The following is a 20,101-nucleotide window of genomic DNA, read 5'->3' on the forward strand; positions in this document are numbered from 1 at the left end:
TGTTGATATCCTGATTTTCTCAGAACGAGCTAACTTTAACCACTGACCATCATCAGTTACATAACCTATTTCTGCCTGGTAGTCATGCTCTGGTACTAAAGAATCTATTTGCTTGTTTGTAGTTGATTCTGAGCAATCATACTGCTGCACAGTTGGAGCAGGTTGTGAATCTAGGTCTATATCTGTGACATCATAAACCCGCAGTTGATATTCTTGACCTCCATGGGATTTAGCTGCATCTTTGTCTGCTTGTGGAACTGACCAAGTTGCTAATCCACTTTGATTTGGTTGTGCTGTGAGATTTATTTCACTATTTTTGGAGTGATTTGCCCATGCTGCTAATAATCCTGCGACTCCTAATCCTCCTGCTATTGGTGCTATTGGTATGCCATCTGTTGGAGTTGTTTGATTTCCATCAGCGGGAGTTGTTGCTTTATCTGTAGTATCTACCCCTACTTCTGGTACTGATATTCCCGTACTGTCATCTCCATCCACTGGAGCAACAGTTTCTGGTGTTGATATCCTGATTTTCTCAGAACGAGCTAACTTTAACCACTGACCATCATCAGTTACATAACCTATTTCTGCCTGGTAGTCATGCTCTGGTACTAAAGAATCTATTTGCTTGTTTGTAGTTGATTCTGAGCAATCATACTGCTGCACAGTTGGAGCAGGTTGTGAATCTAGGTCTATATCTGTGACATCATAAACCCGCAGTTGATATTCTTGACCTCCATGGGATTTAGCTGCATCTTTGTCTGCTTGTGGAACTGACCAAGTTGCTAATCCACTTTGATTTGGTTGTGCTGTGAGATTTATTTCACTATTTTTGGAGTGATTTGCCCATGCTGCTAATAATCCTGCGACTCCTAATCCTCCTGCTATTGGTGCTATTGGTATGCCATCTGTTGGAGTTGTTTGATTTCCATCAACGGGAGTTGTTGGTGTATCTGTAGTATCTACCCCTGCTTCTGGTGTTGATATCTCTTTATTTTCATTTCCATCAACTGGAGTGGCAGTTTCTATATCTTTTTTTGCTGAATCACCTCCACGCCCTCTCTGTAGTCCCCAAATTAAGGCTCCTAGTAAAGGAATTCCTAACAGAAAAAGGAGCCACCAGGGGAATCCTTTTGTTTCTGTTTTTATTTCCTGACTAGCATCATTTGGTAGTAGTGTTGTCTCAGTTTGAGCAGGACTAGATGAATCTACTACCTCTGAAGAGTTTGCTTCATTGACTGTGGAAGTATTTGGACTGGGTGCTGTTACTACTGCCCCCGGAGCTGCTGAGTCTACCTCTGGTGAGTTTGCTGCTGTCTCAGTTTGAGTATCTGAATTGTTTGTCGTTGCTGCTCCGGGAGAAATAGCAGCATCTGTTTCCCCTGAGTCCACCTCTGGTGAGTTTGCTGCTGTCTCAGTTTGAGTATCTGAATTGTTTGTCGTTGCTGCTCCAGGAGAAATAGTAGATTCTGTTTCCCCTTCTTGAGCTAATGCTGCCACAACTTCTTGACCAATTTTAGAAGTAACTAAACCCATAAATGCTAGAACTTCTGGAGGAGCAGCATCTTTGTTATAAATATAGTTACGGGGTTGAGAATATGGGTAACGAGGATCGTCCGGTAGGGTTTTGTGCATCTGAATGACCCGAACATTTCCCTTATTCATGACTTGGTCGGCGATCGCATAACTAATTCCATCTTTACCAAGTTCTTTTATGACTGCTGCTGTATCATCCTGAGATATCTGAGTAGTGTTACTTCCTGTCTGAAATGGACTTTTTTTAAACACTTCATAACTTTTGAGAGCTTCTCTGGTATCACTAAACTCTGGGCGATCAAGAAAGCGAATTGGGATTTGAGACCCACCTATTTCTGACCAGTTTGTGATTTCTCCCCGGAGTATTTTGGCAAATTGCTCAAATGAGAGATTTTCTGAAAATCCATTTTCAGGACTAACTATCACAGCAATTTTGCCACGCTCAATAGGAACTTCAACTAATCCTTGCTCTTTTTCCTGAGCAGTTAATGGACGTCCTATTGCGGCTATATCTGTTTCTCCTTTTCGGAGTGCTTCTAATACTTCACTGGCATTACCTGCTGCTAGTTCAACTTGAGCGTCTGTAAATTTTTCTTCGTAACGCTGTTTTAGCGATCGATTAATGACTGTCATACTATTAGAGCCATGTAATCTGATTTTTGTACCACTTGGCAGGGATTCAGGTAATGAGTAGACAGTATTTGAGTTGACGGATTGAGCTAGGATAGTATTAGATATATTAGTAGCTGCTAAGGGCTTGGGAGTAGCAGTTAACGTTAGCAATACTACTGATATTTGAAATAATTTTTTGCTAGATGAAGACATTTTTATCTGGCTTTTAGGTTGACAAAATATGGTTAAATTAACCTTTAGTAATTAGCCTTCAACTTGAATATAATTTACCTATCAGCTATTAGTTTTTTACTAATAAGTTTACAGTTTATTTTTTTCCCAACTGAAGGCTAACTTCCTTATGAATGATTTTTGTAATTACATCCTCAGTTAGCTTTTGACTGAGATTTTTTTCAATCTAAATACATATATTTTGATCAATATAGTATTGATTATTTATATGTAAAGTGAAAATAAAGCAATAGTGCTTTTTGAAATTTATGACTCTTGGTTCAGAAAAAATAATTCATATTTTAACTATAGAAATTGTCAATTCTCCTTGATTATCATCAATATAACTATCGAAGAAAAAAGCACAAAGGTTTGTTGTTTGCACTACTTCTAAAGTTAATGTATCGTCATCACCATTCAAAGTTGACCAAGTAGCTTCAACCTCCAAGTTAGTTTTTTTATTAATGAACTTGCCACCATAAATCCACAACATAACCATGGGTTCACCAACATTATTTTCATCGTTGCGGTATCCAAACAAACCACTACGGATTCTAATTACATATATCCCTGGTTCTAATTTTGTCGAAACTGCTGTTTCTTCCTGGATCTGTCGCATAGCTTCAGCGTCAAGGACATAACAGTTTTTTTTGCTGTCAATCTTCAGATCCGTAACTGTACAACCTTCCATATTTTTTTCTATTTCCTACTAAAATTTTTTCGTCTTCTCAACTAAGGCCACTGCTAGTATAAATTTTCTAAAATATGTATAAATACAAGTGTCCAAAAATTCATAACAGACAAAATGGCTACTTTAGTCGAAGAATTACTTTGCGATCGGACTCAATAGTTAGTTTACACCTATTTGTAGCTTTAATGGTGTTGTTGTCCTATCAATTTTTTTTGATCCAAATTTAGTTCTGATAGCATTAAGTTAATATTAATTGATACTTATTCAATACATTGAAAATACATTGAAAATTTTCAAAAAAACTGTTAGTATTTTTCTGATTTGACTATGATTTTACCTCAATAAATCCTGTCATATTTGCCAAAATTGATTAGCTATAAATATTTCATAATTCTAGTTTATATAGAATATCAAATACAGCATAATATATAAACCACTAACTACACACCTATAAATTATTGATTTTTTTTTACTAATTGATATGATTTTATATCTATTCAATAGACCTCTGGTGATCATTAATCTCAAACCCTTGTTATACCTGGGCAAAAACTTAGTTTGCACCAAATGTCTAAGATCAAATATTTAATTTAGGTATAAAGTAAACTAGAATTTTTTTACTTTGATCCCTTTCTCCGATCAATTTATTTATAATTGATGTTTAAAATTATGAATTTATAGATTGGCAAAAATATTTTGGCGTGGCACTGACCATGACAATAAGTAGAGATACTATGTGAGACTAGATTCGGCGATCGCTCATCAGTATACTTATTATTTTATCGGAGTAATAGCAATTTCAGATGAGGCTGTATAGAATTATGAAATTCATTAATTTATCCGTCTTTAATCTGCATTAAGCTACAGTCAATTATTCTTACAATCTTATTTATATGCAGCTTCAGATTAAATTTGTATTCAACATAGAAGTCCATCTACTAATTGTCTAGACAAATAAAAATATTAAGTAATGTTGTCATCTTTGAATTTTTGCGTTAAGTTATATTACATAAGCTTGAAATAAAACGAGGTTAATGGTCATGGAAAATCAAGAGAAAAAAGTAGGCTTCACCGACTTTGCAGAAAATTGGAATGGTCGCCTAGCAATGTTAGGCTTTGTCATTGGTATTGCCACTGAATACTTCACAGGTCAAGGTATCCTTTCTCAGCTTGGCTTAATGTAATTAATTGTTCCTTCTCATATAGCATTTGCCTGAATATCGTCATTGCAATAATAGGAAGTAATCTCAATAACTTAGGAGATTGCTTTCCTTGCCTAATGCTGGGTAAACCTTTCACTTTGTCCCAGCCACAACCATTTGGGTATAGTTATTATTCAGATTTTATCTCAATAACTTTTCTGTTGTATTTACCGAAAAAAATGACGAATCAAAATATTAAGTAATGTTGTCATCTTTGAATTTTTGCGTTAAGTTATATTACATAAGCTTGAAATCAAACGAGGTTAATGGTCATGGAAAATCAAGAGAAAAAAGTAGGCTTCACCGATTTTGCAGAAGCTTGGAATGGTCGCCTGGCAATGTTAGGCTTTGTCATTGGTATTGCCACTGAATACTTCACAGGTCAAGGTATCCTTTCTCAACTTGGCTTAATGTAATTAATTGTTCCTTTTGAGAGCTGATTTATCAAGTAAATATTAAGAGGCTGAATTCCTTGCAATACAAGGATTTTGGGAGTTAAGGGTTTTAGCTAAGTTGACAAATCAGCTCTCAGTAACTTTTCTGTTGTACTTACCAACGTTTAACTACACTAATTAGAGGTTAATGATCATGGAAACTCAAGAGAAAAAAATAGGCTTCACCGATTTTGCAGAAACTTGGAATGGTCGCCTGGCAATGTTAGGCTTTGTCATTGGTATTGCCACTGAATACTTCACAGGTCAAGGTATCCTTTCTCAACTTGGCTTAATATAATTAATTGTTCCTTTTGAGAGCTGATTTATCAAGTAAATATTAAGAGGCTGAATTCCTTGCAATACAAGGGTTTTGGGAGTTATATTCCAATAATACTTAAATCCCTGAGAGTTAGATTACATAAGGGTTTTAGCTAAGTTTAAAAATCAGCTCTCAATAACTTTTCTGTTGTACTTACCAACGTTTAACTACACTAATTAGAGGTTAATCATCATGGAAACTCAAGATCAAAAGCTAGGTTTTACCAAATTTGCAGAAACTTGGAATGGTCGCTTGGCAATGTTAGGCTTTGTCATTGGTGTAGCTACTGAATACTTCACAGGTCAAAGTATTCTTTCTCAACTTGGTCTAATGTAGTTCAAGGCTACAAAACAATTAAAAATCACCAACAGTTTGTAGTTAACAAGGATATAAGATTATTAAGTATACTCTATAGTAGAGATGAGAGTATTCTTGGCTTTATTACTTATATCTTTTCTCTACATTACATTCGCTAAATTTGCAGCAGTTACTCGATAGAATTATAGAAGTTAAACAGTTTTGTTTTTCAGGGTAGTACTGTCAGAAAATTGATGTTCCAGTTTTCAGATACTAACTAACAAATTTTGACAAAGTTCAAGGGGTTGAAAACTTTCAACCCCTTTTTCAGTAGAAGTTTAAATCGAAGGAAGTTGATTAAATTTTTTTTGACTGAATCAACTATTACTTATTTATTCTTACTTCCTTTAGATATTTAACTCAATGTACAATCGAAGTGTTTAACTCTTCTGAGGAATTAGAGGATGTTCGACTACTTTCAGGTAATTCAAGATCCTGAACAGGGTTACGAGCTTCTATTAAACTAATAGCTCGACTTACACTTTCTGGTAAAATTACCACCAGGCCACCAGAAGAGGCACGATCTAAGGCTGTATTAATAGCCGTTGTCTCATCTAGAATTGATTCATAAGTAGCTTTTGAATCAGAATCTTGAGCTTGATTCAAAAACTGCTTGACACCTTGAGAAATTAGATCCGCAGCACTTCCTCTAGGTCTTCCTCTAGTGTCGTCGTCTTCTTTGACAATAATTTCATCAAAGATATCTGCTGCTAGTTCACCCAGAGAAACAAAGTCTTCATCACGGCGGTCGCCAGGCCCACCAACTACACCAATCCGTTTTCCTGGCCAATTCCTGACAAATCCACCCAATGCTTCATAGCTAGCAGGATTATGAGCATAGTCCACAAGAGCATGATAATCACCCATATTAAACATATTCATCCGGCCTGGTGTTTGATCCACCGAAGCCACAAAGGTTGACAAACCTTCTCTAATATGCTCTATTTTCACCCCTTGAGCAAAAGCTGCCAAACAAGCTGCAAGGGCATTAGCAATCATAAATGGAGCTTTACCTGCCATTGTGATTGGCACATTAACTGCTTTTTCAATTCTTAAAGTCCAATCTCCTTTGATAATTGAAATATAACCATTCTCATAAACCGCTGCCAAACCACCAGCTTCTGTATGTTTAACTAAAAGTTGATTATTTGGTTCCATTGAAAAGTAAGCAACTTGAGCTTTGACTTTCTCAGCCATTGCAGCAACCAATGGATCGTCAGCATTCAAAATGGCATATCCTTTAGGCATTACTGACTCAGCAACTACACTTTTGAGTTGAGCTAGTTGTTCTACAGTATCTATATCCCCAATACCCAAGTGGTCGGCAGCTACATTTAATACCATTCCTACATCACAAGCTGAAAAACCCAAGCCTGAACGCAGAATACCACCCCGTGCTGTTTCTAAGACTGCAACTTCTACAGTGGGGTCTGAGAGTATTAAATGGGCACTTTGAGGTCCAGTATTATCTCCTGATTCTGCTAGATATTCACCAAGATAAGTACCATCAGTAGTAGTATAGCCCACTACTTTTCCAGTCTGCTTCATTATGTGAGCTAGCAAGCGTGTAGTAGTTGTCTTACCGTTGGTGCCAGTAATTGAAAATATTGGTATTCTGCCATTTTTAGACCCAGGGAATAGCATATCTATTACTGCTCCGGCCACATTTCTAGGTAGACCCCGACTAGGAGCGACGTGCATCCGGAAACCAGGGGCAGCGTTAACTTCTACTATGACTCCTTCTACTTCTCGCAAAGGTTTAGAAATGTCTTCAGTCACTACATCTATACCTGCTATGTCTAGACCTATAATCTTCGCAGCTCTGGACAATAGCCAGACATTTTCTGGATGTATTTCATCAGTACGGTCTACTGCTATACCTCCAGTACTGAGGTTAGCTGTTGCCCTTAAAAAGCAAATTTCTCCTTTTTTTGGTATTGAATCAATGCTATATCCTTGTCTTTCAAGAATCCCAAGAGCAGCTTTATCCACGGTGATTCTAGTCAGAACGTTATCATGTCCATCTCCTCTTTGAGGATCTTGGTTAGTTTCTTCAATCAGTTTTGCCACCGTGGACTTACCATCTCCCATTACATGGGCAGGAACTCGTTCGGCCACAGCTACAACTCTACCATTTACTACCAATACTCGGTGGTCTTTGCCTGTATAGTAACGTTCTACAATTACTGTTTTTGTTTTGGAAGCCTTGCTAGCTAAATCATAGGCTTCTTCTGCCTCTTCCCAGTTTCTCACATCAATAGTAATTCCACGACCATGATTTCCATCTAGTGGCTTAATTACAATGGGATAGCCTCCGACATCTTCAATGGCATCTTGAAGGTCTTCAAAGTAGCGAATAACTGTACCACGAGGTACTGGTATTCCAGAATCTTTGAGAATGGTTTTTGTGCCTTCTTTATCACAAGCAAGTTCTACACCAAGAATCCCTGTTTGGTTACTTAGGGTTGCCTGGATTCTTTTTTGATTTATACCATAGCCAAGCTGAATCATAAATCTGGCTCCTAGTTGAGTCCAGGGAATACCTCTTGCTTCTGCTTCTTTGACTATAGCTTCTGTGCTTGGCCCTAAAGCTGCCTGACTTTTGAATTCCTTAAGGTCTTCTAAATCTTGCTGTAATTCGGTTGCAGGATATGTACCTGTCTCAACAATACTTTGGCAAAGTCTCACCGCTGCTCGTGCAGCATAGCGACCTGCTGGTTCATGTTCATATTCTATTACTACCTGAAATATTCCAGGAGTCGATGTTTCCCGTGTCCGACCAAAAGCAACTGGCATTTGGGCGAGTTGTTGAAGTTCTAGGGCAACGTGTTCTATGACATGGCCGATTAGTGTCCCTTTTTCAACACGACTGAGAAAACCGCCCCTGACTCTAGGGGAACAATAGTGCTCTACAAGACCTGGTAGTACCTTGATTAATCCTTTGTAGAAGCCAGGAATATCAGATGTATATCTTTCGTACAGGTCTTCTAAGTCTAGACGCATAACCACCAGTTTATGCCGGCGGATGCTCCAGTAGTTTGGACCGCGTAATGTCTGGAGTTTGAGGATTTTCATAGGAGGATTTGAAGGTTATGCTCAGAATCTACAGAAGCAATGGCGGTTTTATTTTGAATTTCAGCTCACACCATTTGCTAAACTGTTTAATACAAACTTTTTTTCAGGCTGCACTAATCCTTTCTCCATCTTGAAAAATATATATCTGATAAATAAATTTATCAGTTTTTTTGATAATCCTTTGATGGTAGAAGGAAGAATTTGGGCTTTTTATTCTGTTTTACAAAAAATACATTCTTTTCAGTTTAAAATTAGATTTTATGTCCACTCAACTAGGAAAGCTACTAATCTACCACAACACATTAGTCACGAATTTAGTAAATTATCAGAAATTCTATTAATTAATCAAGAGGCATAATTGTTTCAGACAGCCCTGGTTTCATGGTATGGGAATGGAGATCGTAGCCATCGCCGTGGCACATTATATGTACTCTTAAATTTGATATGCTCAAAGGATCTGCTACATCTACTTTCGTAGCATTTGTATATGACATTTCTGTAGTATCTATAATTGTCACTGTACCTTTACCCATTACTCGAATTTGACTATCTCCTTCAAATAATGCACAGGTATCTTCATCTATACCTATACCTATTTTGTCCGGATGGGTAGCAATGGCGCTCAATAAACGGGCCATACGATTTCGATTATGAAAGTGTTGGTCTACAATCAGGTCTGGCAATATACCCAAGCCAGTTGTTAAATCAACTAAGGACTTATTGGGGGATGAGCCACTACCACCACTTGCTATCATCTGATGTCCCATTACTGCTGCTCCTGCACTTGTTCCAGCTAGAGCAATTTTTCCATCTATAGCTCTACTTCTGATTTCATCCATCAAAGGTGTTTCAGCAAGTAGGGAACAAAGACGCAGTTGGTCTCCACCAGTCATAAAGACTCCAGTACAATCTTCTAAGGATTCTAACCATCTTGGGTCTTCTCCCTGATACCTTTCCCGGATATCAAATATCTTCAGACCTACAGCACCCATTTCTTCAAAAACCTTGCGGTATCTATCTCCTTGTGCTCCTGGTTCTCTAGAGGCAGAAGGGATAACTGCTAGCCTGGCATTTACTCCTCCTGCACGATTAAAAAAAGTTTGTAGAATCTCTTTTCCATGAACTTTATCTTCCGCCCCTCCGATTACCATAATGGTTGTTTTTGTCGGACGTAATATATCTAGTTTTGAAGCTTGAGACTCTAACTGTATCATTTTATTAGTCTTGGACAGCAGGTACGCATTAAATTTCAATAATTTCAATAATCTGTTATAATAGTAGACTATCTTATAACCTTGCAAGTCCCCAGCTAACTATTGAATTTTTCAACAAATCATTTGATTTAGTGAGAATCTAAATTTCAATTGGCTGGATTAACTTGTAAACTTTTAGCATAGTCTAAATAAAGATTAATCTCAACAATTTCTAAATTTTTTAAGACACTCTAAGTATACTTTTTAAGTTTTGTGCAATTTGATGTTATCACTCTGTTTCCAGACTTTTTTACAACACCCCTAAGTTCAGGTTTGTTAGGGAAAGCCCTTGATAAAGAGATTGCCAAGGTTAATTTAGTTAACCCTCGTGATTATACCACAGACAAGTATCATAAAGTTGATGATGAATCTTATGGTGGAGGAGTAGGAATGGTGTTAAAACCAGAACCTATATTTGCTGCTGTAGAGTCATTAACAACTAGACCGCGACGAGAAGTTATTCTTTTAACTCCCCAGGGAGAAACAATGTGTCAACAGCTATTTAAGCAGTTAGCTATAGACTATGACCAACTTATTTTAATCTGTGGTCATTATGAAGGTATTGATGAAAGAGTACAATATTTAGTTACTAGAGAAGTATCTCTAGGAGATTTTGTCCTTACAGGTGGAGAGATACCAGCTTTAGCTTTAATTAATGGTGTAGTGAGGTTACTTCCAGGAACAGTAGGTAAGGCTGAGTCATTAGCCTACGAAAGTTTTGAATCTGGATTACTTGACTATCCTCATTATACTCGGCCATCTAATTTTCGTGGTTGGAAAGTACCAGAAGTTCTGCTATCTGGAAATCATGCAAAAATAGCGGAATGGCGTTATCAACAACAGATTCAAAGAACAAAATCTCGTCGCCCAGATTTACTGAAAAATAATAGAGACCTCTAGAACATCGACGTTGCTGAATACTGGGATGATTTCGGCTGACACACCGGACACACCGGACACACCGGACACGGGGATTATGGTTTCTGCTTTCTGACAAAATCATCCTGCAATTATCCAATGCCAGAAAATCTAGTTATTTTGTCGATCTACTTAACTTGCTGATGGTGTTTTATATTAGGTATATCTAATACCATTAGTACACTACTTTCATACATTTGATAATCAATTTTATCAATAGTTTGATAGCCTAGTTTTTCAAAAAAAGGAACTAAGTATGCTTCGGCATCTACAAAATCAAATTTAATTCCATCTAGCAACTGTTGTTTGTATAATGCTTGCATTATTCTTAAACCTATACCATTTCTTCTAAAATTACTTTTAACCATAAATCTACCAGTAATTGATGTATATAAAGAATGTGCATCTCCTACTTTTTCCATTTGATAGAGTTTTGTATAGTAATCTATGTCTAAATTTTCTGAGTCTAAGTTTTTAGTATAATTGCATCTAAGTAGTACCAACCAATTCATTATGATTAAGAGCCATCAATAGATTAGCATATAAGTCCAATGGGTCTTCTACTTTCTTTTGTTTATGGTTCGGTTCATAGTTTGGACAATTTTCAAACCATCCCAGTTCTTCTACATAGATTTGATAGCGCAATTTGAAAATTTCTTCTTTTTCTTCAGGAGTCTGAGCTAGTGTTATTTCTAACATCGTATTTATAATGTCAACTTAACACAATTTTCAAGATGGCAGAGGTGATTTTTTTATGTATAATAAATCCTCACAAAAATTACTTATGTAAAGGATTTATAGATTGTTAATTCTTCACTCAACTCCTAGCTTTTGCCGTATATAGTCTGACAATTTATATTTTTTTAACACATTTAGGGGTAAATGAGCAGATCCTTGAATATATCCCAGACAATTTTCGCTTTGACAAATACAATTAAATCCTCGATCCATAGACCATTCTGTAGATGGATAAAAGAATGTGAATTCTTCTCCAATTTCGATGTTTCGTAGGGCAATTACTACCTTTTTTTGAGTATCGAAAAAAACATTAGGATTGCAACTATGATTAATATATTGCAAAAATTCTGGATCAAGCATAATATGTTGGTTATCGCTAATTTAGACGGTTAAATAGTTGGGGCGATCGAGTATTTCTTTATGGCTAAAATTACTGATAACCTCTCCAGACTTAAACTCAATAGTGGTATGTAGAGATTTATTGCCAGTAGTCTGAAACTCCCAAATTTCTGCAATGGAGCCAACTTTTCTTATTTTTTTACTTACTTGCATAAATTTTTATTGAGATATAAGTTTCTGAATATTATAGACGAAATAATACTATTTTTATTTACAGGTATAAAAAATCTTTGTAGTCTCATAAAAAAATTGATTCATAAGTAATTTTTTTAACTTCTTATTTTCAGAATACCAAAAAAAAGTAATACTACAAGTGCTTTTTCATAAAGCCCTATTTAGTCTTTTCCATAAAGTATAAAAAGAGCAGATTTATGTCAATTTATCTTCTATTCCCTACTAACCTTCAGCCAAAGATAAATTATCTTGTTGATCGATAACTTTGACAATTCCATCATTTGTTAAATCTCTGATATATTCTAATAAGTCATTTTTCAGTACTTCTGGCTCTACCTGCTCTTCCTCTAATAAATCCTCATAAGCCTCTTGAATAGACCCAGAACCTATTAAAGCAAATAACATTTTAGCTGCCATATCATCCAAAATAAAATCTTCACCTTCTTGTTGAGAGTTAACTAAAAAAATTTCTCCCTCGTCTTCTGCTAAAAAAAAATTATCCGTTAATAGCACTTGTTGAGTTAATATAATCTCCACAACTTACCTCTACTGACAATAAAGTTAATAAAAAAAAGTAGTTTTGTACAGTCAAGATATACTATACAATAATTTAATTAGGACTTACGATGAGGTACAAAAAACTAGGATTTGAGATTGCTTTCCGTTCCGGACTGCTGCGCAAACCCTGTGGGTCGCTTCGGACGAAAATAAGTTGCAGGTGCGTAAGTCCTAATTAATAACAAACTACTATTGAAGGTATAAGTTAGAAAAATGAATCTTCGCATAGGTAATGGCTACGATATCCATAAGTTAGGACCTGGAAGACCTCTAATACTCGGAGGAGTCAAAATTGACCATGAAATGGGATTAGTTGGTCATAGCGATGCGGATGTTCTGACCCATGCAATTATGGATGCAATGTTGGGTGCCCTGAGCTTGGGTGATATTGGCCATTTTTTCCCTCCAAGCGATCCACAATGGGCTGGAGCTGATAGTATAGAATTGTTGAATCGTGTCAATCATTTAGTTAATGCTAGCTGCTGGCAAGTTAGTAATATTGATTCAGTAGTAGTAGTAGAACGTCCTAAACTCAAGCCACATATCAAAGAAATGCGATCGCGCCTCGCTGCTACTTTAGAACTACAAGCAGATCAAGTCAGCATAAAAGCTACTACTAATGAAAAATTAGGTCCTGTAGGTCGAGAAGAAGGTATTGCTGCTTATGCTGTAGTTTTGCTAAATAAATATGAAGGATAAGTGGTCATCGGAAATATTAATAGTGGAAATATTTTTTCGTTCTAGGATTTTTAGGAATATAGCCATCCTAGATAAAATATGAGCATTAGCTACATATCAAGAGAAGTAACCCTCAGTATTTAGATAACTAATATTTGTTCAAAATCTATTTAGGACAGCTATAGGAAAGAAAAAGAGAAGAATATGGAAAAATGGTCAAGTCTATCTAGCTAAATGTTGTGAACCATTACCTATTAAATGGAGATGGAAAAATTATCATATCTTTGTGATTGCAGCTATTTACAAACTACGCATTAAGTATTTGCATTTTTGATCTCTCAGAATTTATTTCATAACTAAAAATTTTTAAATTGATCCAATATAAATTTTGTTAGTACTCTTTAATTGAATAATAAATCAATTCATAGTTGAGCTGTCGCGGAGCGCGGAATGGAGTTCTATGCCTCAACTATACCCTCACTAATAATCATAGAGTTGTTGGGAATTAAGCTAAAAAAATGGCGTTGCTTAAATGTAATGATAATTAGACATCTACTCCACCCATAGGGAGTAGGGAGTAGGCAGCTTTGCTGTAGGGAACCCACCCCTCGCCCCTCCCCCTCCCTAGAGGGGAAAGAATTGATAATTTCTTTGGGATATAGATATTGATTTTTGATTCTTGGAGATGTCTATTCGCTGAAGGTAAAATTGAAAAACTGATGTTTTGCGCCCAAAGTTAATCTCAAAATCATTACCACTCAGCAACGCCAAAAAAAATGGCTAAAACCCTTATTAGTCAAGGTTTATAGTGTTTTTTTCGCCTTCAATGCTGAACCTATAGAGTAAGCTTTTGAGCCTTGTCGAGCCGTCAAAAGTGACATTTGAGTGGATAGTAAATAGCTACTCAAACAGACACTGGATATAAGTTTTTTTACCGAGAAGCGCTGATGATGGTTGGGATTAAAAGAATATCAAGTAACAGATAAATGGAGTCTAGAACGCCATTTGATCGAGAGTATTTTATACCTATACTTTGATCATTTGGCATAAGCTAACTGGAGGATTACAAAGGCAATGGGAGAATAAACATTTGAAGACATTTACTGATGCAATGGTACGCTTTTCGTACAGCTATATCTTTCCGTTTTTTTTGTGTTGCACAGTAACGAATGATTTGATATTTTTGATTGAATTGGATTGTGGATTAATCAATTGCTAGAATGATTAATTAATGGTTATTTTTAGTCAAAATCTAAACCAATTTTTGGCGATATCATTCCATAATGTGCAACCCCGTTTTTTTTGATTGGTTGGCTAATAATCGTGACGTATTTTCTTCTCACAGAAAGAGTTGAGGCTATATTTGGGCTTAAAAGTTGTGTAAGTCCCGTTAGAAGAAAAACTAAGGGACTCTTGGTTAGTTGCTCACCCATTATTAGGTAAGTAACAAACTGAGAGTCCCACAGTTCTAGAAAGAAAGAAGTTTTAAGCAAGAGTTCTATAAATCTTGCCTAAATTGCTATACTCCTAGGACAAGGAGTTGATTACATAGTCTAAGAGAGAATTGTACTCTGTCAAAGCTTGAGGAGACAAATCGCGAGGAGCACAACCACGATTACGAGCAAAGCTTAAAGCTTCAACGTAAGGTGCAGTAGGTAAGCTCAGAGCACGATAAACTTCACGCTGACCAGCAATTCCCCACTCATCGAGAGGACCAGTTCCACCAACAACTAAGCAGTAGTTGATCAAGCGCATATAGTGCTTGATATCGCGGAGACACTTTTCCTTAAAAACTGGTGTTGAATTAGCTTCACCAGGGTTGTTCAAGTAACTATACTTGCTGATGCAAGCATTATAAGCTTCCTGAGCAACTGCATCAAGATTGGTAGCTAGCTTTTCAGCTGCTTCCAGACGAGCTGCTGCACGTTGGATAGAACCTTGTACGGACTCTAGATCGGAACTGCTAGGAAAACGACCTGCTGCATCAGCAGCGGAAACTACTGTAGTAATAACTGATTTCATGTCTTTAAACTCTATTTTTTGTTTGACTTGATTAGATTGGAATTAAAACTTGTTTGGCTAATCGTCACAACCGAAAAGCCAATAATTTGGATACCTATGTCGGTTATGGCAAGACTTTCTCAGAGGAATTAGCTTAGAGCAGCAATTACTTGATCGAAATAGCCACCTGCTTCAGAAACTAAGCTAGCACAGCGGTCTTCTGTTACAGTAGCACCCATTATGCGCTTTTTAGCTCCTGCAAGTTCGTCACTTGGTTGATCTTTGATGTGAGCTGCAGCTTGAGCTTTCATAATTTGAACAGCACGAGCAGTAGATTGAAGAGGTACACCTAATGCAATATAAGTTTCTTTTAAACCATTTAAGCAACGGTCGCTAAGGATGGAAGCATCGCCAGCTAGCAATGCATAAGTAACATAACGTAGAATGATTTCTCCATCACGTAAGCAAGCAGCCATACGACGGTTAGGATAGCAATTACCACCAGCTTGGATTAATCCGTTGTTTTCGCAGATCATACCAGCAATAGCATCAGATACCATGCAGCTTGCGTTACTAGCAATAGCGTTAACTGCATCAAGACGTCTGTTGCCTTGAGCAATGAATTCTTTCAAACTAGCTAATTCTGCACTACCAACAGGAGCAGTTTTAGTATCTGCTGTAACTACAGCTTTTGAAAAAGCATCTAACATTGAGTTCTCCTTAAAAATTTATTTTCTGTAACTCTGGATTAAAGTTTCTAACAAGAGGGTCTGTTTTGTCTCACTTTCTGAGTAAGAAAGTAATAATTCGTAAACAAGTAAACATTTATTAAGATTTTCTAGCCAATGGAGTGTCAAGAACATAAGATAAAAACCAAACATTTATCTAAATGTTGGCATTTATACCCGCGCTCTCCCGCAGGGGAGCGCCGGGATGAATGCCAATCAATAAGAGCGGTTTTACAGATAATCTGTTAATATGCAAATATTGCTTAACCAAAAATCAAGGTTAAGATTACTGTAACTGTTCAATCAAGTCGCCGAGGGGCACTCGGAGAAGTTAAACGGAAACGGAGGAAGTGTTAGACTGGCTTTGCCAGCATTTTTCAGTGAGGTGTCAACCCGCCCTGAATCTTTCAAGCTGCGATTTGTCTGTTTGATTGATGGATGGGAATCCCGCGCTGTCTGGTAGAGCAGCGTCGGGAGGATGTCAATAAATTCAATAAGTATAAATAGAATGGAAAAGTTAGCCACATTAGCAACTCTAGGTATGGATGCCTTTGAAGTTGCCCCTTTAGAACTCCGTCCCAATGCCACTGAAGAAGATGTACAGATGGTAATTAGGGCGGTTTACAAGCAGGTATTGGGCAATCAATACATAATGGAAAGCGATCGTCTTTCAAGTGCTGAGTCTCAACTGCGTAATGGAGAAATTAGTTTTAGAGGATTTGTGAGAAAAGTAGCTCAATCTAGCTTGTATCAATCTCTGTTCTTTAATAGTAATAATCAATATCGCTTTATTGAGTTAAACTACAAGCACTTACTAGGTCGTGCCCCTCAAGATCAAACAGAGATTTCTCAGCACGTTCAAATCTATAATGAACAGGGATACGAAGCTGAAATTGATTCCTATATTGATAGTCAAGAATATAACGAAGTTTTTGGAGAATGGATTGTCCCTTATCCCTATGGTATGACTTCCCAAATTGGTTTCAAAAATGACACCTTTAATCGGATATTTTCCTTGTTAGGTGGACCTGCTACCAATGATAACGATAGTTGTTCTCAATTGCTCTCTTCTCTTGCTAGTAATTTACCAACTCCTGTTAAACTTCAAACTAAAGGAAATGGAGCTAACTATGGCAATACGGGCAAGCGTTTTCGCATTGTTTACTCTACCTCTAAGGCACCAGCTAGACTGAACCACCTCAGCAAGAAAGAACTGACAATCAAATATACTCAGATGTCCACATTTGTACAAAATATTCATCGGAGTGGCGGGAAGATTATTAGTATTACAGAGCAAACCTAGTGCTTGTTTGTGGGTAGGTTCAAAAATCTAGCTCTAAAAAAGTTTTGTTTTAAAATCTTGGCGTTGCTGAATCAAAGGATAAATGTTTATGGAACAGATAAATCCCATCTTTGACTTCCTCTACTTTCTCTTTCTTTGAACCTACAATTCCTCCTACTATGCAACGCCTAGAAAGTTTTACGGCACATAAACTTAGAAATTTAGTAAAGGTCTTTTTTTCAATGTCTAAGCAACAACTTATGGACTTTATCGTTGCTGTAAAAAAAGATGAATCATTAAAAGCACAGCTAAAAGATGCCCAGCCAGAGGAAATTCTCCGTATCGCCCACCTGCTCTCCTTGGGATATACAAGAAAAATATGATTTTCGTTCTGGCGTGAAATACAGTTAAGTGGACTTGGTATTAGGGTAGCTTTGCGTCAGCGAACCAGAAATTCTGAACCGCAGGAGGATATTGGCGCATTTAGGCCGGAGAATATACAGCAGATTTCGAGCAAATGAGGTACAGGATAAATGGTGAAAACATTGTAGTGCGGGCAAGATGCCCGCTTCGGGGTGTACCTCATAACAATGGAAAACGCTGTATCATATTAGAATCCAGTTGAAAAGCCGTCTGCAGCTACCTAAAGAGAAGTAATCTCAGAGGTTGCCCGAGATTGCTTCCTTCCAGTCCGTTTCAGTCGCAATGACTACAAGAACTAGGGTTTGCTGAAAAAGTCTTTTTCAGAAGAATCTTCCCAAGATTATTATACCACATATCTTGCCCAAAATCCTAGATTTTTGAACTGGAATTACCTAAAAGCTGGTACTCCCTTAGTACCTGCAAAGGCTGAAACCTTTGCCAGTAAAAACTTTTAGATTTAATCAGCAAGCCCTAATTATCGTAAGCATTCAGCTATTATACTATTTTGAAAAAAGAATGTGTTCGAATAATAAGCACCATAAAAAGACTTTCAGATAAAGTCTGTTTCACGAAAAAGGTAATTTGCAACATCAAAAATAGTATTAAATCTATCAATTCTGCATTCTAAATTCTAAATTCTGTTTGCGGAGCATGACCTAGGAAATTATAATAAATACCCTAACTATTTGTAGCAAACATTTATCAATTTGGTATTAGCCATCAGCTATCAGCAATAAGACCTTGTGCTTAAGAACGAGGTTTAAATGAATATAGACTTTGGTAGCTGACTTTTAGCCAGATTTTTCTAGCTTAATTAAATATTGCTTTTAGTGAGTGATAAAAGCAATAGCTGATAGCTGATAGCTGAGGGCTGAATGCTTACTAATTATCAATTATCAATTAATGAAAATCTTCTTCAAGCTCCAGCATTATTTAGCAACCTAATAACATCTTGATAACCATTAAATTCTGCAAGCATTAAAGCCGTACAACCGCCTTGATTTTTATCATTCAAATTAGCACCATAATCAATTAATAGTTTTACAGCTTCAGCATGACCTTGATATGCTGCCCACATTAAAGCTGTTGCTTCATTATCATCTCTAAGATTAATATCAGCTCCTTTTTCTAATAATATTTTTAATGTTTCAATATCGCCTTGATATGCTGCTTTCATCATTGGAGTAGAACCACCTTGAGCAGGAATATTAACATCTGCTCCTACATCTAACAAAACATTAATAATTTCTTGATGTTTTTGCCATATTGCCAAAGTTAAAGCTGTTTCTCCAAGATGTTTACTATTCAATAAAGATGTCAAATTTTGCTTTTCTATTTTGTTCAATAAAATTGATACAATATCCGTATAACCATGAAAAATTGCCCCAAATAAAGGTGTATCACCTGCTTGATTCTTAGTAACAATTTCTGCCCCATAATTTAGCAGTAGTTTGACCATTTCAGTATGATTTTCTACTACAGCAAAACTTAAAGCTGTTTCTCCTTCTAAATCTTGAGAATTAACATCAGCATCAGCATCCAATAAAGTAGAAGCGATCGCTACATTTCCTTCTGCAGCAGCAGCCATCAAAGCTGTACCACCATTTCTACTTTTAATATTAACATCTGCCCCTGCTTCTAACAAAATTTTTACTACTTCTAAATGACCTAGGTCAGCAGCTAAAATGAGTGGATTTTCTCCATCTTTGTCTTTAAAATTAATATCAGCACCAGCTTTTAATAGAGTCTTTACAGCAGGTAAATTACCTGTTTCTGCTGCTTGCATTAACCATGTTTTACCTTGTAAATTTCTAGTATTTACATTCACACCATGATTAATCAAAATTTCTCTCATTTCTGCATAATTACTATCAGCAACTATAGATAAAGTAGACTCATCTACCCTCGCCCCACCATCTAGTAAGACCTTAACCACATCTTGATAACCTTGACTCGTTGCTAAACCCAAAGCCGTATCATGGTCTTTATCCACTACATTAACATCAGCTCCAGCAGCAATTAAGTGCTTGGCCACTGCAATATAACCATTCATTGAAGCAACCATTAGTGGGGAACTACCATCATCATTTTTGCCATCGACATCAGCACCCCTACTTAGCAAAAGTTCTACTATTTCCGCCCGTCCATGAGCTGCAGCTAACATCAAAGCTGTAACACCCAATTTTTTTCTTATATAGTTGACATCAGCGCCTTTATCTAGTAAAGCAGAGACTATTTGAACGTACCCCTTTTCTGCAGCAATCATTAAAGCCGTTGTACCATCTAGAGCTTGAGCATTAGCATCAATATTTTGAGCCAGCAAGGTACATACTTGGGCCAAATTAGCATTTTTAACAGCCTGGACTAAGAAAATTTCTTCTTTTTGCGAAGCCATACCGACAACCATAATCTACGTTTTTAAGATCACATAAGATTAACTTGCTGTTATGCTAACTTTTATGAAGTTTTTTTACTAATCCCAGAGAGAAGATTAA

Annotated in this window: 22 protein-coding genes and 1 pseudogene; 11 read left to right on the forward strand and 12 right to left on the reverse strand. The window is 36.7% G+C overall.

Translation table 11 applies throughout. The features are described 5' to 3' along the window. Together F6K18_RS14185 and F6K18_RS14190 are read right to left on the reverse strand one after the other, a co-directional pair. The coding region (locus F6K18_RS14185; RefSeq protein ID WP_287521701.1) for a DUF4912 domain-containing protein at positions 1 to 2,358 on the reverse strand (2,358 nt) is incomplete at its 3' end. A gap of 313 nt (positions 2,359 to 2,671) precedes the next feature. Then, on the reverse strand, positions 2,672 to 3,067 hold the full coding sequence (locus F6K18_RS14190) for a hypothetical protein (protein ID WP_287521703.1): 396 nt from the start codon (positions 3,065 to 3,067) through the stop codon (positions 2,672 to 2,674). A 1,034-nt stretch (positions 3,068 to 4,101) separates the two neighbouring features. On the opposite strand from F6K18_RS14190, the gene F6K18_RS14195 reads away from it, so the two are divergent. From F6K18_RS14195 to F6K18_RS14210, 4 genes are all read left to right on the forward strand, one after another. After that, positions 4,102 to 4,251 (forward strand): high light inducible protein, encoded by a 150-nt coding sequence (locus tag F6K18_RS14195; RefSeq protein ID WP_287521706.1) that lies wholly within the window; start codon positions 4,102 to 4,104, stop codon positions 4,249 to 4,251. A gap of 284 nt (positions 4,252 to 4,535) precedes the next feature. Continuing rightward, a complete protein-coding gene (locus tag F6K18_RS14200) occupies positions 4,536 to 4,685 on the forward strand; it encodes a chlorophyll a/b-binding protein (RefSeq protein ID WP_287279206.1) in 150 nt (49 codons plus the stop codon). Positions 4,686 to 4,857: 172 nt separating this feature from the next. Further along, entirely contained in the window at positions 4,858 to 5,001 is a 144-nt protein-coding gene (locus F6K18_RS14205) for a high light inducible protein (RefSeq protein WP_353735079.1), read from the forward strand. A 213-nt stretch (positions 5,002 to 5,214) separates the two neighbouring features. After that, the gene (locus F6K18_RS14210) at positions 5,215 to 5,358 is read left to right on the forward strand and encodes a chlorophyll a/b-binding protein (protein WP_287521711.1); all 144 of its coding nucleotides are present in this window, start codon (positions 5,215 to 5,217) and stop codon (positions 5,356 to 5,358) included. A 381-nt stretch (positions 5,359 to 5,739) separates the two neighbouring features. Here the strand turns inward: F6K18_RS14210 and cphA are convergent, their stop codons facing one another. After that, complete coding sequence (gene cphA / locus F6K18_RS14215) at positions 5,740 to 8,454, reverse strand: cyanophycin synthetase (protein ID WP_287521714.1); 2,715 nt, start codon at positions 8,452 to 8,454, stop codon at positions 5,740 to 5,742. Between cphA and F6K18_RS14220 the strand changes: the two genes are divergently transcribed. Then, positions 8,441 to 8,812, forward strand: coding sequence for a hypothetical protein (locus F6K18_RS14220; RefSeq protein ID WP_287521717.1), 372 nt, complete (start codon positions 8,441 to 8,443; stop codon positions 8,810 to 8,812). The genes cphA and F6K18_RS14220 overlap by 14 nt on opposite strands. On the opposite strand, the gene F6K18_RS14225 is transcribed toward F6K18_RS14220, so the two are convergent. Continuing rightward, positions 8,796 to 9,668, reverse strand: a complete 873-nt coding sequence (locus F6K18_RS14225) for a cyanophycinase (protein ID WP_124147825.1) — start codon at positions 9,666 to 9,668, stop codon at positions 8,796 to 8,798. The genes F6K18_RS14220 and F6K18_RS14225 overlap by 17 nt on opposite strands. A gap of 252 nt (positions 9,669 to 9,920) precedes the next feature. Here F6K18_RS14225 and trmD point away from each other — a divergent pair, with 252 nt between their 5' ends. Continuing rightward, positions 9,921 to 10,607: a tRNA (guanosine(37)-N1)-methyltransferase TrmD gene (trmD, locus tag F6K18_RS14230; RefSeq protein WP_287521721.1), complete on the forward strand. Its 687-nt coding sequence runs from the start codon at positions 9,921 to 9,923 to the stop codon at positions 10,605 to 10,607. 146 nt (positions 10,608 to 10,753) lie between these two features. Here the strand turns inward: trmD and F6K18_RS14235 are convergent, their stop codons facing one another. From F6K18_RS14235 to F6K18_RS14255, 5 genes are all read right to left on the reverse strand, one after another. After that, positions 10,754 to 11,047 carry a GNAT family N-acetyltransferase gene (locus F6K18_RS14235; RefSeq protein ID WP_287521723.1) on the reverse strand — a complete coding sequence of 98 codons (294 nt, stop codon included), beginning with the start codon at positions 11,045 to 11,047 and terminating at the stop codon, positions 10,754 to 10,756. A gap of 67 nt (positions 11,048 to 11,114) precedes the next feature. After that, positions 11,115 to 11,324: a hypothetical protein gene (locus tag F6K18_RS14240; protein WP_287521725.1), complete on the reverse strand. Its 210-nt coding sequence runs from the start codon at positions 11,322 to 11,324 to the stop codon at positions 11,115 to 11,117. Between the two features lie 114 nt (positions 11,325 to 11,438). Then, positions 11,439 to 11,723 carry an SET domain-containing protein-lysine N-methyltransferase gene (locus tag F6K18_RS14245; protein ID WP_287521727.1) on the reverse strand — a complete coding sequence of 95 codons (285 nt, stop codon included), beginning with the start codon at positions 11,721 to 11,723 and terminating at the stop codon, positions 11,439 to 11,441. A 21-nt stretch (positions 11,724 to 11,744) separates the two neighbouring features. After that, positions 11,745 to 11,915 (reverse strand): hypothetical protein, encoded by a 171-nt coding sequence (locus tag F6K18_RS14250; RefSeq protein ID WP_287521729.1) that lies wholly within the window; start codon positions 11,913 to 11,915, stop codon positions 11,745 to 11,747. A gap of 243 nt (positions 11,916 to 12,158) precedes the next feature. Then, positions 12,159 to 12,473, reverse strand: a complete 315-nt coding sequence (locus tag F6K18_RS14255; protein ID WP_287521731.1) for a PqqD family protein — start codon at positions 12,471 to 12,473, stop codon at positions 12,159 to 12,161. A gap of 234 nt (positions 12,474 to 12,707) precedes the next feature. On the opposite strand from F6K18_RS14255, the gene ispF reads away from it, so the two are divergent. Beyond that, entirely contained in the window at positions 12,708 to 13,193 is a 486-nt protein-coding gene (ispF, locus tag F6K18_RS14260) for a 2-C-methyl-D-erythritol 2,4-cyclodiphosphate synthase (RefSeq protein ID WP_287521733.1), read from the forward strand. A gap of 826 nt (positions 13,194 to 14,019) precedes the next feature. Further along, positions 14,020 to 14,323, forward strand: a pseudogene (locus tag F6K18_RS37310) (IS701 family transposase); the annotation flags it as partial. Between the two features lie 376 nt (positions 14,324 to 14,699). Here F6K18_RS37310 and F6K18_RS14265 read toward each other — a convergent pair. Next, entirely contained in the window at positions 14,700 to 15,194 is a 495-nt protein-coding gene (locus F6K18_RS14265) for a bleomycin hydrolase (RefSeq protein WP_287521735.1), read from the reverse strand. Positions 15,195 to 15,322: 128 nt separating this feature from the next. Next, positions 15,323 to 15,883: a bleomycin hydrolase gene (locus tag F6K18_RS14270; RefSeq protein WP_287521738.1), complete on the reverse strand. Its 561-nt coding sequence runs from the start codon at positions 15,881 to 15,883 to the stop codon at positions 15,323 to 15,325. 526 nt (positions 15,884 to 16,409) lie between these two features. Here F6K18_RS14270 and F6K18_RS14275 point away from each other — a divergent pair. From F6K18_RS14275 to F6K18_RS14285, 3 genes are all read left to right on the forward strand, one after another. Then, complete coding sequence (locus F6K18_RS14275; protein WP_287521740.1) at positions 16,410 to 17,204, forward strand: phycobilisome rod-core linker polypeptide; 795 nt, start codon at positions 16,410 to 16,412, stop codon at positions 17,202 to 17,204. A 158-nt stretch (positions 17,205 to 17,362) separates the two neighbouring features. Beyond that, positions 17,363 to 17,566, forward strand: coding sequence for a Nif11-like leader peptide family natural product precursor (locus F6K18_RS14280; protein WP_287521742.1), 204 nt, complete (start codon positions 17,363 to 17,365; stop codon positions 17,564 to 17,566). A gap of 342 nt (positions 17,567 to 17,908) precedes the next feature. Continuing rightward, complete coding sequence (locus F6K18_RS14285) at positions 17,909 to 18,061, forward strand: hypothetical protein (RefSeq protein ID WP_287521744.1); 153 nt, start codon at positions 17,909 to 17,911, stop codon at positions 18,059 to 18,061. Positions 18,062 to 18,522: 461 nt separating this feature from the next. On the opposite strand, the gene F6K18_RS14290 is transcribed toward F6K18_RS14285, so the two are convergent. Then, positions 18,523 to 20,001 carry an ankyrin repeat domain-containing protein gene (locus tag F6K18_RS14290; RefSeq protein WP_287521747.1) on the reverse strand — a complete coding sequence of 493 codons (1,479 nt, stop codon included), beginning with the start codon at positions 19,999 to 20,001 and terminating at the stop codon, positions 18,523 to 18,525. Positions 20,002 to 20,101: the final 100 nt, after the last annotated feature.

This window comes from Okeania sp. SIO2C2, from assembly GCF_010692625.1.
GTDB lineage: Bacteria > Cyanobacteriota > Cyanobacteriia > Cyanobacteriales > Microcoleaceae > Okeania > Okeania hirsuta.

What these genes read in the sequence shown, in the direction of transcription:
- F6K18_RS14210 (WP_287521711.1), top strand. Translation starts at nt 5,215, where the DNA reads ATGGAAACTCAAGATCAAAAGCTAGGTTTTACCAAATTTGCAGAAACT.
- F6K18_RS14250 (WP_287521729.1), bottom strand. Translation starts at nt 11,915, where the DNA reads ATGCAAGTAAGTAAAAAAATAAGAAAAGTTGGCTCCATTGCAGAAATT.
- cphA (WP_287521714.1), bottom strand. Translation starts at nt 8,454, where the DNA reads ATGAAAATCCTCAAACTCCAGACATTACGCGGTCCAAACTACTGGAGC.
- ispF (WP_287521733.1), top strand. Translation starts at nt 12,708, where the DNA reads ATGAATCTTCGCATAGGTAATGGCTACGATATCCATAAGTTAGGACCT.
- F6K18_RS14270 (WP_287521738.1), bottom strand. Translation starts at nt 15,883, where the DNA reads ATGTTAGATGCTTTTTCAAAAGCTGTAGTTACAGCAGATACTAAAACT.
- F6K18_RS14280 (WP_287521742.1), top strand. Translation starts at nt 17,363, where the DNA reads ATGCAACGCCTAGAAAGTTTTACGGCACATAAACTTAGAAATTTAGTA.
- F6K18_RS14200 (WP_287279206.1), top strand. Translation starts at nt 4,536, where the DNA reads ATGGTCATGGAAAATCAAGAGAAAAAAGTAGGCTTCACCGATTTTGCA.
- F6K18_RS14205 (WP_353735079.1), top strand. Translation starts at nt 4,858, where the DNA reads ATGGAAACTCAAGAGAAAAAAATAGGCTTCACCGATTTTGCAGAAACT.
- F6K18_RS14265 (WP_287521735.1), bottom strand. Translation starts at nt 15,194, where the DNA reads ATGAAATCAGTTATTACTACAGTAGTTTCCGCTGCTGATGCAGCAGGT.
- F6K18_RS14245 (WP_287521727.1), bottom strand. Translation starts at nt 11,723, where the DNA reads ATGCTTGATCCAGAATTTTTGCAATATATTAATCATAGTTGCAATCCT.
- F6K18_RS14275 (WP_287521740.1), top strand. Translation starts at nt 16,410, where the DNA reads ATGGAAAAGTTAGCCACATTAGCAACTCTAGGTATGGATGCCTTTGAA.
- F6K18_RS14235 (WP_287521723.1), bottom strand. Translation starts at nt 11,047, where the DNA reads ATGGAAAAAGTAGGAGATGCACATTCTTTATATACATCAATTACTGGT.
- F6K18_RS14225 (WP_124147825.1), bottom strand. Translation starts at nt 9,668, where the DNA reads ATGATACAGTTAGAGTCTCAAGCTTCAAAACTAGATATATTACGTCCG.
- F6K18_RS14190 (WP_287521703.1), bottom strand. Translation starts at nt 3,067, where the DNA reads ATGGAAGGTTGTACAGTTACGGATCTGAAGATTGACAGCAAAAAAAAC.
- F6K18_RS14290 (WP_287521747.1), bottom strand. Translation starts at nt 20,001, where the DNA reads ATGGCTTCGCAAAAAGAAGAAATTTTCTTAGTCCAGGCTGTTAAAAAT.
- F6K18_RS14240 (WP_287521725.1), bottom strand. Translation starts at nt 11,324, where the DNA reads ATGTTAGAAATAACACTAGCTCAGACTCCTGAAGAAAAAGAAGAAATT.
- F6K18_RS14195 (WP_287521706.1), top strand. Translation starts at nt 4,102, where the DNA reads ATGGTCATGGAAAATCAAGAGAAAAAAGTAGGCTTCACCGACTTTGCA.